The following is a 14,555-nucleotide window of genomic DNA, read 5'->3' as shown; positions in this document are numbered from 1 at the left end:
ACTAACTTGTCTTTACTTTAACTGACAAATCTTAAGAAATTATTAACAAACTATAACGGCGTTTGGAAATATCCAAGAAATATAATCGCAACTGCGCAAAAAAGCTGCAGGCATCAGCCCGCAGCTTCTAAATATCCCTCTTATTTTTGAAGTCGAATCACAAATTTTGTTCCTTGTCCTTCTTCACTGTAAACATTAATTTCTCCATTATGAAGTAGAACCAATTGCTTTACGATTGAAAGACCTAACCCAAATTCACCATAGGGGTTACTGGTTCTGGAAATATCAGCTTTATAGAAACGACGCCAGATCTTTTCGATATCATTGGGATCAATGCCAATTCCCGTGTCTTCCACTTCGATAATAGTTGAGTTCTCCTCTGTTCTTCCACGCAGCCAAATAGTCCCGTTCGTGGTAAATTGAATGCTATTTTTGGTAATATTAATTAATATTTGGATCAGTCGGTCATAATCTGCATTGACCATGACTTCCGGTGCCGCGTCAATAACTATCCGATTATTTTTATCCTCTGCTTGGGGCATTAATTGTTCCTGAATAATTTCTAGTAACTCTACGAGCTGAATGTCTTCCCTAAATAACTGAATCTGGTTGGAGCGAATTTTGTCATAATCCAAGTTTTCATTGACCAGGCGAATGAGTCTTTTCGCTTCTTGGCTAACTAAGTTGATTCCACGCTCTTTATCTTCTTCCGGAATCATGTCATTTTTCAAACCTTCGATTACACCACTAATTGTCGTAAGAGGCGTCCGCATTTCATGGGAAACATCAGACAAAAATTGCCTTCGTCTATTTTCAAGACTTTCAATTTCCTCCATCGATGTATTAATTTTATCGACCATATGATTAAAATCGTTTGCTAATTCACCAATTTCATCAAAATTGGAGGAAGAAACGTGTACTTGATAATTCCCAGCAGAGACAAGGGAGGTTGCTTCACGTAAACGCTTAATCCGGTTAACATGAATCCTCGATAAAAACCAACTCAGTAAAAAGGACACAATAAGAGCAATAAGAATGGTGTACAAAATAAACTGGTTGACGCGTTGAATCATCGCACTTGAGCCGCTAATCGGTGAGGTTAATAGAATGCCGCCAATAAAGTTCCCGTTATCAAGATACGGTAATACAACAAAAGTAACACCTTCTTGACCGAACCTTTTAAAATCGCTATTAACCACAAGGGTACGTCCTTTAGAAATCTTATCCCAATCCTTGTCAGATAAACCCCCAATGGCTGGACCCTGTTTTCCAACGGCGTATAATTTTCCATATTGATCGAACATACTAAAGCTCATTTTTCTGGTCGCTAATACGGAGCTATAGCGATTAATGATGGACTCCGTCGCTTGTGGCCTTTGTTCGATCTCTGACATGATTGACTTCCCGTAAGAAATGAGCTCGTTTGCTTTATTCTCATAAACCAGATTTTCAACATAATGGGCAAATAAAAGACTTAACACCAAAAAAGCAACAATAATGATACTGATATGACTAAAAAACTGTTGGTAAATATATCTAAACTTCATCCGCTTTGATTGACTCATCAAACTTATACCCTACCCCCCATACCGTATGGAAGAATGGCTGCGAGCTTGTTTCGACTTTTTTCCTCAGCCGTTTGATATGGACATCGACTGTCCGTTCATCACCGTAGTACTGATAGCCCCAAACCCGTTCAAGTAGCTGCTCTCTTGAAAACACTTGGCGGGGATGTTCAACCATATAGTAAAGTAAATCAAACTCCTTCGGTGTTAAGTTTGTCACTGGTGTTCCGTCCACAATCACTTCTCTCGTATTTTTACTTACCTTAAAGTGTTCGGTTTGCAGGAAATCGTCACTTTCTTTTGGCACCTGTGTTTGGAAGCGGCGTGTAACTGCCTTAATTCTCGCCATCAATGTCAGCGGACTGAATGGCTTGGTTACATAATCATCAGCTCCCATCTCAAGTCCGAGCACTTGGTCTGACTCACTATCCTTTGCTGTTAACATAATGATTGGAACGGTAAAATTTTCTTGCCGGATTTTACGGCAGATCGTTACCCCATCCATTCCCGGCAACATCCAATCAATAATGAGAGCATCCCATGTCCCTTCCTTAATGCGGTTATATCCCTCAAGGCCATCATTGACAAACTCTCCATCAATGCCTTCTTTGGCAAAAAACATTTCGATCATTGAGCAAACACTTTTATTATCTTCAATCACTAATATTCTCAAAATTAGATCAGCTCCTCATGCAACCTAAATTGTTCTATTTATTTAGTTTATCTCAAATTTTAAGCATATCAACCATAAAAACAATTGTTCTCTACTAATTAATAGTTTGTTCATAGTTTATTAATATCTCCACAGAAAAAGAGGCTTGAATCACTTCAAGACCTCTTTCATACATTTATTTAACATTACGGCACTAAAATTAATTTCCCTTGTGTTTTTCGCGATTGCAGCAGAGTATGGACCTTTGCTGCATCCTCTAATGGGAATACCCCGCCAATGGTCAGCTTTAATTTTCCTGCACCGAGGTATGTAAGTAACTCAACTAAGCTTGGCTGCAGTAATTCTGGTTTCCTCATAATCTGCGGTAAGAAAAAGCCGATAACTGATTGATTTCTAGCCATCAGTGATGAAGGATAGAAGCGGCTTTGTTCACCGCTTGCAGCACCAAACACAACAAGGCGGCCAAATGTGGCAAGACATTTGACGGTTTTATTAAAAACATCCCCGCCCACCATTTCAAGCGCAACATTTACCCCTTTGCCGCCTGTGGCTTCAAGAACCTGCTGTTCCCAGTCTGGCTCTGTATAGTTAATTAGTACGTCTGCGCCCATTTCCTGTGCTAACGCCAATTTTTCAGCTGAGCTTGCTGTAGCAATTACCTTTCCTGCACCAAATAATTTCGCTAGCTGAACAGCAATTGTTCCTACCCCGCCTGCAGCTGCATGCACAAGGACGCTTTCGCCCTTTTCTAAACGACCCATTGTTTTTAAAATATGATAAGCACTTAAGCCTTGCAACGGCAGGGCAACGGCATTTTGGAAATCTAATTGTTCAGGAATCGGAATCAGTGATCGCTCATCTGCTAGCGCATATTCAGCGTAGCCCCCTGATTCGATTAAGGTGACAATTCTTGTACCTGGCTTAACTTTTGTGACTTGTTCTCCAACTTCAGCGACCACTCCCGCAATCTCAGCACCAGGAATAAAAGGCAGCGGCGTTTTTACGACATATTGTCCTTCCCTCCGTGCAGTATCCGCGTAGTTAACACCAATCGCTTTTATTTCAATTAGAACTTCATGACCGGTTGGAACCGGTTTTTCAATATCCACAAGATTCAATACTTCTGGTCCACCATATTCTGTTAATCGAACTGCTTTCATCACTTTCATCTCCTATTTCCCTTTAAATGTTGGTTTTCTTTTTTCCTTAAAAGCGTTAATTCCTTCTTTGTGGTCAGCTGTTTGCACCATTAACGTCTGTATCAACCGCTCCTGCTCGAGGATTTCCTCAAGTGTGGATGTAAACGATTGATCAATTAATTTCTTTTGTTTTCCAAACGCTTTGCCAGGACCATGCGCCAATTTTAAGGCGAATTTCGTAGTTTCTTCTTGAAGCTTCTCTAATGGAACTAAATAATTAATTACCCCTAGTTGAAAAAGACGCCCTGCAGGGATTGGTTCTGCTGTAAAAAAGAATTGTTTCGCTAAATGCGGACCAATTAATCTCGGAAGTAAATAGGAGCCGCCCCCGTCAGATATTAAACCAACCTGTGAAAAGCTTAGGGCAAACTTACTGTCTTCCGCTGCTACTATAAGATCACAGGCCAGAGCCAAATTAAACCCTGCCCCAGCGGCAAAACCGTGAACAGTGGCGATAATCGGCTTTTCGGTTTCTTTCATCAATAAAATGAGCTCATTGAGCTTGCCGATATGCTCGTAAACTTGATTAGAGTCTGCCTGCCCCATTTTTTTGACGTCGCCGCCTGCACTAAAGGAACGACCGGCTCCAGATATAACAATCACCTGTATATCTTCATCCATTTGGGCGTTAGTAAGCGCATCCTTTAGACCTAAAATCATCTCGGGGCTAAACGCATTTAGGCTTTCTGGACGGTTTAATGTCAAAGACAAAACCGGACCTAGTTTTTCAATTAATAAATGACCTTGGCTCATATTTATCTTCCTTTCAGTTTAGGTTCGTAATCTATTGAAAACCAAAAAGCTGTCGCCCTGCAAATTCCGCTTCCTGCCCCGTTATTAATGCAATTGTTTGTGAAAACCTCATCGATCTCTGCATCCCTTTAAATAGAATAGATTGTTTCGACTACGACTTTTCCATCTTTTAATATAGGTACAATCGAAGTTATCCCTTTTGCCGAAGCCACCCTTAAGTCAGGATGCTGATTATATTTATCTAGAAGTTTTCCAACATAAGAATCTAGCAGAATCTCGTAGGCGTCCTTTTGACCCCGGTAGAAATATAAAGCCGTTTTCGCTACATCTGTTAATTCATATTCACTATTTTTCAATAAACAATCTATTAAGTGGCCGGCACCATAGAAATCTTCTAAACTCATTTCCCCAGAATTTCCGGAACAAATAATTAGAATGGTTTGATCCTCACTAACTTTCTGAAGAGAACTAGCAACTGCAGGATTATTGAGCATAGATGCAATGTATACTTTATTCGCCGAAGATGATTTTCTTAACGCCACAGTGCCGTTTGTGGTGGATAAAATTAACGTTTTTCCGTTAATGGATTCCCTGATTAACGTTGGACTAGGATAAACAAACCCGTCAATCGGTTGGGCATCTAATTCTCCAGCCAGAATACATTCATCCTGTTGGTACTGATTTGCAAGTTCGATTGCTTCCTTGCTATGCAAAACTGGAATGACTTCCTTTGCGCCATCCTTTAAGGCTGAAACAATTGTGGTTGTTGCCAGTAGTATATCTAAGACGACCGCGATTTTATTTCCATCTGCAATTTTCTCTTCTCGGATGTCTTCTTTCTTCATAAGAAGATGAATCTTAGTCATTCCCACCCAACTCCCTTTTAAACCCTTTCATCCGCAACATTCGCTGCATGCAGAATTAAATTTTTTACAAAATAATTAAAATTGGCAAATCGTGTATCAGTGGTTTGCCCTTTTTTATAGCGGTAGTAAATTTGTTGACCAATGACAGCAAGTTTAAAATAAGCAAACGTTAAATAAAAGTTAAAGTTAGAAACATCCCGGCCGCTTTTTTTCGAATAAAGATCGATACATTCATTCCTTGTTAAAAATCCATCATGGACAGCCGTGATCGGCGCCTTACCTAACCCCTTAATCAAAAGTTCAGAATCATCGCGTTGATTCCAATAGCCCATGGCCACCCCAAGGTCTGCCAGCGGGTCGCCTACCGTGGTCATCTCCCAATCAAACAGGCCAACCATATCGGTTAGATCCTCAGTAAACATGGCATTATTGAATTTATAGTCATAATGTATGATCGTCGCTTCGTGTTTTTTGGGTGTCTGTTCTACCAGCCATCGTTTTAATTGTTCAACGACAGCAATTTCCTCCGTTTTCGCCCGTTCATATCGTCCAATCCAGCCATGTACCTGCCTTTCCATAAACCCGTCCGGCTTACTGATTTCAGCAAGACCCGTCTGTCTGTAGTCGATTGCATGCAATTCTACAAGTTTATTGACCATTACCTCCGAAAGGTGCCGACAGTGATCTTCAGTTACTATAACTCCATCAGGGAAAAACGATCGATTACAAGACCATTCTTTCTTTCCATTAGGAAAAAGGGACTGCCAACGATCGACTCATTATTAGAAAAAAGGATTGGCTTTGGAGCAACTGAAAATAATGGATGCAACTCTGAAAGAATTTTAAATTCCCTTTCCATATCGTGAGCCTTTGGTGCTACAGGTCCTAGAGGAGGGCGTCTTAGTACAGCTTCCCAACTGCCCTTTTTTATTTGATAGGTTAAATTAGAATGCCCTGCAGAAAATTGTAAGACTTCAAGCGGACCACTTGGCAATTTTTCGATGTTTTCATGTAAAAACTTTTCAAGGACAGGAAGGTTCAATTCCTCACCTTTTCGGACAGGGATTGTATCTTTACTCATTTGGTGTGGCATCAGATTCCACCTTTCAATTCGGAAAATTCAAACGATACTGACCAGTTGGTATTCACCTTGAAAAAAGAGAGGGTAATTTCCATAAAAACCCTCTTCCCAATTTTTTCTTCAATTGACTTGGATTCCCTTTAAAATCATTTCGACAAAAATCTCTGCAACTTCCCGGTCAGAGACCCTTCCGTTTGGGTTAAACCATTGGTAGCTCCAATTGGTTATGCCAAGAATTCCCATCGTAATAATCTGCACATCTAACTCGGGCCGGAACTCACCTTTTTCTACTCCTGTCCGAATCAGGACTTCTATATTGAGACGGAATTGATCTCTTTTTTGAACAATTAATTCAATATGCTCTGAACTTAAATTATTTATTTCTCTAAAGAAAATTTTTGCAGCCGCCCCTTGACTGGAAATACTTGTAATAAGCATATTAACAATCGCAAATAATTTTTCCTTACAAGACTTCGAAGCATCTTTTAATATCTGCTCCTGGTAAAAAAGTAATCCATCTATATATCCGAGGTGGATATCCATCAGCAATTCTTCCTTACTTGAAAAGTAATAGTAGAATGTACCCTTTGTCACACCAAGAGAATCCACAACGTCTTGAATTGACGTCTCGGTGAATCCTTTTTTTTCAAAAAGCCGGATGCTTTGTGCTGTAATTTTTTCCTTCACATTATGTCCTCGCATTCTGTAAAAATGTCTATTGAGAATTATATCATAATCTATAAGACCCCTATAAGCACAAACGAGGATTTCTACTATCTATACTATTTTCGGAAACATTTTCAACTATCTATTAGCTTTTATTTATTTTTCACTTCGTCTCTTAAGGCACGACGGAGAATTTTTCCAACATTTGTTTTTGGAAGATGATCGCGGATTTCGACATTACGCGGTACTTTATAGGCTGCCAAGTTTTGCTTACAATATTGGATTATTTCTTCTTCTGTTACGGTTTTGCCAGCCTTTAGTACGATGACGGCTTTCACATCTTCTCCTCGGTACGGATCGGGAACTCCAATACAGACCGCCTCTTGTACAGCTGGATGTTCGTAAAGGACTTCTTCAATATCACGCGGATAGACATTGAAGCCACTGGCAATGATTAAATCTTTTTTGCGATCAACGATGTATAGATAACCATCCTCGTCTACCTTGGCAATATCACCCGTGTATAACCAGCCGTCACGGAGGGTATTTGCTGTTTCTTCCGGCATATTCCAATACCCCTTCATAATCTGTGGTCCCTTAATGATGACTTCCCCTAGTTCACCAACAGGCACTGCTTCAGTCCCTGTTGCTATATCCACTATTTTGTATTCAGTGGATGGGACGCCAATCCCAACGCTGCCAGGTTTGCGTACTGAAAATGGCGGATTGCAATGGGTGGTCGGTGAGGCTTCTGATAATCCATAACCTTCTAAGATTTTAGAACTTGTTTTCTTTTCAAAGCTGCGGAGCAGTTCAAGTGGCATTGGCGCGCTTCCGCTGTTACACGTTTTAATACTGTTAATCCCGTATTCTTCGGCACGAGGATGGCTTGTAATCGCTACATACATGGTTGGGACACCTGGAAAAACAGTAGGTTGTTCATCCTTGATCGTATTTAATACTTCCTCTAATTCAAACCGAGGAAGCATGATCGATTCAGAGGCTGTAAAAATCGAAAAGTTCATACAAGAACTCATCCCGAAAACATGGAAGAGTGGAATGACAGTTAGAAAACGCTCGTTTCCGATTTCCATTTCTTCTTTAAAGAACTCGTAACACTGAATCACATTTGCTAAAACATTTCGGTGCGTCAGCATCGCACCTTTCGATCTTCCTGTTGTGCCACCAGTATATTGAAGGACGGCTACATCATGCAGAGGATCCATTTCAATCGGGAGGATGCTTCCGTTACTTTCCGATAAGAAGCTTTCAAAACTTCTGTCCGGGGCAAATTCATGTCCTGAGGGCTGGAGGCTGACAACAATGATATTCTTTAGGTTGGTAAGTGCTTGAACACTTTTCACCCTTGGATAGAGGGCATCGAGAACTACAATGGTTTCCGCTCCGGAGTCCTTCAGTATATATTCAAGCTCTCGTTCGACTGACATTGGATTCACTTGGGTAACAATCGCCCCAGCCGTAAGAATTCCGTAATAGGTTAGGACATATTGCGGACAGTTCGGGAGCATAATTGCAACTCGGTCGCCTTTTTGAACCTGATTTTGCTGCAAAGCAGATGTAAAGTTATGAACTAGCGAGTTTAATTGCTGATAAGAAAATTTCCTTCCATAAAAGGATAGAGCATTATTATCAGGATATTTTTCCGTGGTCTCCTGAAGAATTTGTCCTAACGGCTTATTTGGAATCGTCACATTTGTTTCGATACTTTCCGGATAATGGGCTAACCAGGCTTTCTTACCACTCATCGAGTTTCCTCCCAAAATGTGTTATAAACTCACTAATGATTTTTTACCATTTGCTATAGAGCATCTAAAATGCTAAGCGCCACCGTCAACAGACAGGGTTGTACCTGTAATAAAAGACGCTTCATCTGAAGCTAATAACACCGTATTTGCGGAATCGATATCTACGACTGCAACCCTTGCTCCTTCTTTTGCAAGGCGGAGCGCGGTGGAGCGGCCAATACCGCCCCCTCCGCCCGTAATTATTGCTGTTTTCCCTAGTAATCTCATAGTTCTCAGCCCTTCTTCAAGTTTAAATTCTAATGATATTTTCTCAATTCTAGCTTGGCAACCTGTGCACGATGGACTTCATCAGGTCCATCTGCTAATCTCAATGTTCTTGCGTTTGCCCATTGGGCAGCAAGTGTAAAATCGTTTGAAACTCCTGCAGCACCCAGTGCCTGAATGGCACGATCAAGGACACGTAATGCCATTGACGGGGCGACTACTTTAATCATAGCAATCTCTGCTTTTGCTACTTTATTACCTACAGTATCCATCATAAAGGCAGCTTTTAAGGTAAGCAGTCTTGCCTGTTCAATTTCGATCCTAGAATCTGCAATCCATTCACCAATTACCCCTTGCTGTGATAATAGTTTTCCAAAAGCAGTCCGTTCCTGAACGCGCTTACATAATTCCTCAAGCGCTCGTTCAGCTGCACCAATTAATCTCATACTATGATGTATTCTTCCAGGCCCTAATCTCCCTTGCGCAATTGCGAACCCTTTCCCTTCTCCCCAAAGGATATTTTCGAGCGGCACGCGCACATTTTCATAGGTGATTTCTCCGTGTCCATGCGGGGCATGATCATAGCCGAATACAGGGAGCATCCGTTCAATTTTCACACCTGTGGAATCAAGTGGAACGAGAATCATCGACTGTTGTTCATGACGGTCGGCCGATGGATCTGTTTTTCCCATTACAATCGCAATCTTACAACGAGGATCACCAGCACCAGATGACCACCATTTCCGACCATTAATAACGTACTCATCGCCATCTCTTTCGATCCTAGCTTCGATGTTAGTCGCATCCGCTGAAGCCACAGCTGGCTCTGTCATCGAAAAGCAAGAACGAATTTCGCCTGCTAACAAGGGCTTTAACCATTGTTCTTTATGCCTTTCTGTTCCATAGCGTACGATAACTTCCATGTTGCCCGTGTCAGGCGCACTACAGTTAAATACCTCTGGACCTATAAGAGACCTTCCCATAATTTCACATAAAGGAGCATATTCCTGATTAGTTAATCCGGCACCAAATTCACTTTCTGGTAAAAATAAGTTCCAGAGCCCTTCCGCCTTTGCTTTTTCCTTTAGTTCCTCCATAATCGGCGGCACCGCACTCCAACGGCTTTCTTGTTCATTTAGTTGCAGCTCGTAAATACGCTCATTGGGATATACATTCGCTTCCATAAAGGCCGTTAATTTTTCCTGCAACTCTTTCACTCTTTGAGAATATGAAAAATCCAATATTTCCACTCCCTCCCCCATACTAACCAGTTGGTATGTTGTACTTTTAATTATACCTGTAAATATTAAATATTCAATTAATTTCTAAATATTCTATAACATTTAGTGTAGTGGGGAGTCTAATAGAACAAATTTTAAAAAATTATCTAATCCAGTTAAGAAAAAAAGTGGGCCAAGAAAAGTCAAACCAATACCGTCATCTGCAACAGACATTTCCTGACCATGGTTTATTAAAACCTTTTAGTAAATGATCTTTTCTGTTTATTCATTACTTCATGGGATTTTTCGATAATATCTGTTAGTACATCTCCTTTATAAATTCTGCCCAGCTTCAATCCTTGCTGGTAATACTCAACAATTTCGTCCAACAGCAAGGAAGTTTCCTTCGTAATTCTTACGTTTAATTGAATTCTTTCGTTTTCAGCCAAGATAAACACTCCTATTTATTCGCTAACAATCTGCTAGCACTTTTCTATTCCATTGTTATCATCTATAAATATACTATATTTCTACATTCTTTTCAGTAGAAATAAAAAATTTGGATAACTGTTTCTTTGTGGGTACATGAATTTGCATAGTTGGACTAATATTATTATAAGGAGGGTTGCTGGTTATGTTTAAGACTTTGATTTTGGGGCTTTTCCTAATGGTCCAACAGGGAAATTCGTCCGATAGTTTAACTATTACTAAGAATGGTCAAATCGTGGCCAATATGAATCGAGAAGACTTTGCTCTATCTCATACTGGTTTGCCATTATTAAATTCTCAAAAATTCAATCAGTTTTTAGACCAACTGGATAAACAATTTTCTGTTGCACCTGAAAACGCCAGCTTAGATCAGTTTGGGGTTATTATACCCGAACGACCAGGTTCTCGAATCCATCGCCAGGCCTTTACTGAACAATTCTATGCCTATTTTTTTGGTTCTAGAAAGGAAAATTTGGAATTACCTATTCTTACTGTTTATCCAAAGGTGGATAGTGAATTACTTGGTGAAATTCACAGCATGCGAATTGGGCGCTATGTCACTTCTTTTAATTCTCGCAACAAAAAAAGGTCTAACAATATTCAGTTAGCAACTAAGGCCATAAATAATTATGTTGTTTTTCCTGGTGAAAGATTTTCTTTTAATAAAGTGGTAGGTAAACGAACAGCTGCCAAAGGTTACCAACGGGCTCCTGTTATTGTGAAAGGGGAGTTCTCAGAAGACATTGGCGGAGGGATTTGCCAGGTCTCCTCCACTCTCTATAATGCGATTGACAATGCTGGGATCAAGATTCTGGAGCGTTTTTCTCATACCAGAAAAGTTCCCTATATTCCTCCTGGACGAGACGCAACAGTAAGTTGGTATGGTCCCGATTTTGAATTTAAGAATAACTATAACCAGCCAATATTAATCAGAGCACGGACACTAGGAAATTTGTTAATCATAAAAATTTATTCTACCGAGAATATTAGCTACTCACCAAAGAAAATTCCTAATCCCCCATATTAAAAAAAAGTCCGCTATGCGGACTTTTTTTTAACGTTGTTTATTATCTTTATTTAATGCACTCATCAATAATTCTTCCGAAAATTCTGTTATCGCTTGATTATCCATTAAATTAAGATTTGTTTTTGGCGTAAAGTTTTTGACCATATTTTGAAAAGGAAGTGCAAGGTCCTTACGTTTTCCCTTTGTCACTCCAAAAACAGCAGCACTTATACCAATGCCTAATAGAGATGCCCACATAGCTCCTCTACTTTTTCGTTTTCTTCCAAACATATTGAAAAACGGCTGAACTTTAATTTTTTTCATCCATAGCACTCCTTCATGTTGAAATGGAAAGGAATCTCCCCCTTCCATTACATTAATTTGCGCGTAATCGCTTAAAATATTAGAAGGAAACTGAACATAATTTGTTATTTGCTGGTAAGTTTTTGAGTGATAAATGTTTTAATGGACCATTATTTGTTTACTAAATATTTCTATTGTTACTTGTTATTTCGGATAACTATTTAGAAAGAACCTCCCTCCACTATTTATCATAAAATGCTAAAAGATCATTGAGGTGGTGTCTTGATTTATGGGAGGTTTAACATATATTGACTTCTTGGCCAAATTTGGCGTGGGTGGGGCCCATCCAGGTGGTATCCCATTAACAAAAAACATACTGTCAGGTGAAAACATTACAAACAAATCCCGCATTTTAGATGCAGGCTGCGGCACTGGACAAACAGCGGCATATTTATATCAGCAATATAAGGCAACGGTAGTAGGACTTGAAATCAATCCAATCATGATAGACAAAGCAAGAATGCGCTTCCATTCATTAAATTTACCCATTCAGTTAATCCCAGGGTCTGTTGAGAAACTTCCCTTTAAAGACAACAGCTTTGACTTTATTTTATCTGAATCCGTTTTAGCTTTTGTTAATAAACCGACCGCACTTAGAGAATTTTATCGAGTGTTAAAAAAAGGTGGACGATTTATTGCAAACGAAATGACGATAAACACAAAGCTAAGTCAGGATGAAGAAGCTGAAATCATGAAATTTTATGCTTTAGATTCATTATTAATGGAGGATGATTGGAGAAAGTTATTAGAGAAAACAGGATTCCAAGATATTGTTCTAAAAATCGAAAACACTGCTATCGGTCATGGGAATAATACAGCAGAGTTCAATTTCTCCAAAAATTTTGAACCTGAACTGTTCCAAATATTAAATGAACATGGAAATATTGTCTTAAAATACCAGGATATTTTAAGCTATCGAATCATCACTTGTTCGAAATCTTAATTGTTTATTATAAGCCTCTCTCTTAAGTCTGTTTATCAGAGGCTTTTTTACTGGCCTCCTATTTCCTAACTTTCGCATGTATATTAAAGAAATCTCGTTGAAAAATATGTGGTGAAAGGATAGGTGAAAACCTTGGATAAAACTTTGGGCTACTTAAGAGAAACTTTGTCAAATTACACTGATGACCATTCCGAAGGCAGGCATATTTACCGCAAACTATCAGAAGGTCACTATACCTCCGAAGGATCCTTTGTTCGAGATTTGAACCAAAAAGAAATTGCATTTTTAAATAGAATGCTGCCGAAAGAAATTAACTATGCAAAAGAAGAGCAAGATGAAAAAAGGGCTCACGAGCTAAATGAAGTGTTTGAGCTTTTATTCTGAGATTTTTACTTTATAAAAAAATGGCAGGAAAGGGAAAGCTCCTGCCATTTTTTTTGGAAATAATTCATTTTTCGCAAAATTATTTCCGAGGTAAGCGCAAGGTACGACAAAAGTACCATTCATCAACTCGGGAATTTCAGCATTATCTGACATGAAAATACAAGAAACACACCAAACTAATCGTGATTTTACCGCATTTTAGCCCCATAACGACAAATTGCCAATTTACGTCTAATTTCTACTATAAAGTCAAAGTTCCGCAAAAAAGAAGCCGATGTTTCCCAGCTTCTAATGGATGTCTTTTTTCTTAAATCTGCCACCACGTACCTCAGCGATATCCGCAACTGCTAGAAAGGCGCTGTCATCATTTTCAGTAACGATTTCCTTCAATTTTGCTTCTTCAAGACGATTGATAACGCAAAAGATGACTTTTTTATCATCACCAGAATATGCGCCCTCACCATTGATATATGTGACACCTCGCCCCAAACGATTCATAATAGCGTCACCAATTTGCTTAGCATTGTCACTAATGATCCAAACGGATTTAGATTCATCAAGGCCAGTAATGGTAATATCAATCGTTTTGTAAGCAACAAAATAGGCAATAAGTGAATACATTGCACGGTCCCACGTAAACACAAAACCGGCACACCCGAGGATAAAGAGATTAAAGAACATAATAATTTCTCCGACGGAAAAAGGAAGCTTTTTATTAAAAAGAATCGCTAAAATTTCGGTACCGTCCAATGACCCTCCATAACGAATCACTATGCCTACGCCTATACCTAGCACAATTCCTCCAAAAACTGTCGCAAGGAGAATATCCTGTGTAAAAGCTGGGACTGGATGGAGTAGAGTAGTTCCAATAGAAAGGATGATAATCCCATAAAGGGTTGATAATGCGAAGGTTTTTCCTATTTGTTTATAACCAATAAAGAAAAAAGGTATATTAAGAATAAAGAGGAATATCCCTAATTTCCAACCTGTAACATACGAAAGCATAATAGAAATCCCAGTGATTCCACCATCAATTACATTGTTGGGAACGAGGAAAATTTCTAAGCCCACTGCCATCAGGGTGGCACCTAGAGTGATTAATAAAATGCGTTGAAGGATCTTTCTCTTTGTTAATCTCCGGTGCTGAATTTTCGCCATAATCTCTTCCTGTTGTTGAATTAAATTTAATTCTTGTATTCCTGACATTATCTGGCCCCTTTCAAAAATAATTTCCTACCTTTATTATAACGAATTATCAGTACTATTTATAATAAAATGCTTCTTTATTTCTATACTCCTAGAATGAAAAAGAAGCTA

The 14,555-nt window shown here is 39.3% G+C and carries 14 protein-coding genes and 2 pseudogenes; 3 read left to right on the top strand and 13 right to left on the bottom strand.

Annotation, left to right across the window (positions count from 1 at the left end; all coding sequences use genetic code 11):
• Nucleotides 1-140: 140 nt before the first annotated feature.
• From J7E63_RS00575 to J7E63_RS00525, 11 genes and pseudogenes are all read right to left on the bottom strand, one after another.
• On the bottom strand, nt 141-1,547 hold the full coding sequence (locus J7E63_RS00575; protein WP_215009855.1) for a sensor histidine kinase: 1,407 nt from the start codon (nt 1,545-1,547) through the stop codon (nt 141-143).
• Nucleotides 1,537-2,238 carry a response regulator transcription factor gene (locus J7E63_RS00570; protein ID WP_215009835.1) on the bottom strand — a complete coding sequence of 234 codons (702 nt, stop codon included), beginning with the start codon at nt 2,236-2,238 and terminating at the stop codon, nt 1,537-1,539. Before J7E63_RS00570 ends, J7E63_RS00575 begins: the two co-directional genes overlap by 11 nt.
• Nucleotides 2,239-2,423: 185 nt before the next feature.
• Nucleotides 2,424-3,398 carry a quinone oxidoreductase family protein gene (locus J7E63_RS00565; protein WP_215009834.1) on the bottom strand — a complete coding sequence of 325 codons (975 nt, stop codon included), beginning with the start codon at nt 3,396-3,398 and terminating at the stop codon, nt 2,424-2,426.
• 12 nt (nt 3,399-3,410) lie between these two features.
• Entirely contained in the window at nt 3,411-4,190 is a 780-nt protein-coding gene (locus J7E63_RS00560) for an enoyl-CoA hydratase/isomerase family protein (RefSeq protein WP_215009833.1), read from the bottom strand.
• Between the two features lie 128 nt (nt 4,191-4,318).
• Entirely contained in the window at nt 4,319-5,056 is a 738-nt protein-coding gene (locus J7E63_RS00555; protein WP_215009832.1) for a 2-phosphosulfolactate phosphatase, read from the bottom strand.
• Between the two features lie 17 nt (nt 5,057-5,073).
• Nucleotides 5,074-6,149, bottom strand: a pseudogene (locus J7E63_RS00550) (phosphotransferase family protein).
• A 108-nt stretch (nt 6,150-6,257) separates the two neighbouring features.
• Nucleotides 6,258-6,824, bottom strand: a complete 567-nt coding sequence (locus J7E63_RS00545; RefSeq protein WP_215009831.1) for a TetR/AcrR family transcriptional regulator — start codon at nt 6,822-6,824, stop codon at nt 6,258-6,260.
• Between the two features lie 131 nt (nt 6,825-6,955).
• Nucleotides 6,956-8,569, bottom strand: coding sequence for a long-chain-fatty-acid--CoA ligase (locus J7E63_RS00540; RefSeq protein ID WP_215009830.1), 1,614 nt, complete (start codon nt 8,567-8,569; stop codon nt 6,956-6,958).
• A gap of 153 nt (nt 8,570-8,722) precedes the next feature.
• Nucleotides 8,723-8,836, bottom strand: a pseudogene (locus tag J7E63_RS30435) (SDR family NAD(P)-dependent oxidoreductase); the annotation flags it as partial.
• 29 nt (nt 8,837-8,865) lie between these two features.
• The gene (locus J7E63_RS00530) at nt 8,866-10,074 is read right to left on the bottom strand and encodes an acyl-CoA dehydrogenase family protein (protein WP_215009828.1); all 1,209 of its coding nucleotides are present in this window, start codon (nt 10,072-10,074) and stop codon (nt 8,866-8,868) included.
• A 230-nt stretch (nt 10,075-10,304) separates the two neighbouring features.
• Nucleotides 10,305-10,502 carry a hypothetical protein gene (locus J7E63_RS00525; RefSeq protein ID WP_066256390.1) on the bottom strand — a complete coding sequence of 66 codons (198 nt, stop codon included), beginning with the start codon at nt 10,500-10,502 and terminating at the stop codon, nt 10,305-10,307.
• 185 nt (nt 10,503-10,687) lie between these two features.
• On the opposite strand from J7E63_RS00525, the gene J7E63_RS00520 reads away from it, so the two are divergent.
• Nucleotides 10,688-11,569, top strand: coding sequence for a VanW family protein (locus J7E63_RS00520; RefSeq protein ID WP_215009827.1), 882 nt, complete (start codon nt 10,688-10,690; stop codon nt 11,567-11,569).
• Between the two features lie 27 nt (nt 11,570-11,596).
• On the opposite strand, the gene J7E63_RS00515 is transcribed toward J7E63_RS00520, so the two are convergent.
• Entirely contained in the window at nt 11,597-11,872 is a 276-nt protein-coding gene (locus tag J7E63_RS00515) for a hypothetical protein (protein ID WP_215009826.1), read from the bottom strand.
• A gap of 268 nt (nt 11,873-12,140) precedes the next feature.
• Between J7E63_RS00515 and J7E63_RS00510 the strand changes: the two genes are divergently transcribed.
• The gene (locus tag J7E63_RS00510; RefSeq protein ID WP_215009825.1) at nt 12,141-12,854 is read left to right on the top strand and encodes a class I SAM-dependent methyltransferase; all 714 of its coding nucleotides are present in this window, start codon (nt 12,141-12,143) and stop codon (nt 12,852-12,854) included.
• 132 nt (nt 12,855-12,986) lie between these two features.
• Nucleotides 12,987-13,238 carry a sigma-G-dependent sporulation-specific acid-soluble spore protein CsgA gene (locus J7E63_RS00505; RefSeq protein ID WP_215009824.1) on the top strand — a complete coding sequence of 84 codons (252 nt, stop codon included), beginning with the start codon at nt 12,987-12,989 and terminating at the stop codon, nt 13,236-13,238.
• Nucleotides 13,239-13,526: 288 nt separating this feature from the next.
• Here J7E63_RS00505 and J7E63_RS00500 read toward each other — a convergent pair whose 3' ends face one another.
• A complete protein-coding gene (locus J7E63_RS00500; protein ID WP_374193689.1) occupies nt 13,527-14,396 on the bottom strand; it encodes a YitT family protein in 870 nt (289 codons plus the stop codon).
• Nucleotides 14,397-14,555: the final 159 nt, after the last annotated feature.

This window comes from Bacillus sp. ISL-75 (assembly GCF_018613095.1).
The sequence above is the reverse complement of the archived record's forward strand: the minus strand, read 5'-3'. Positions and strand labels throughout refer to the sequence as shown.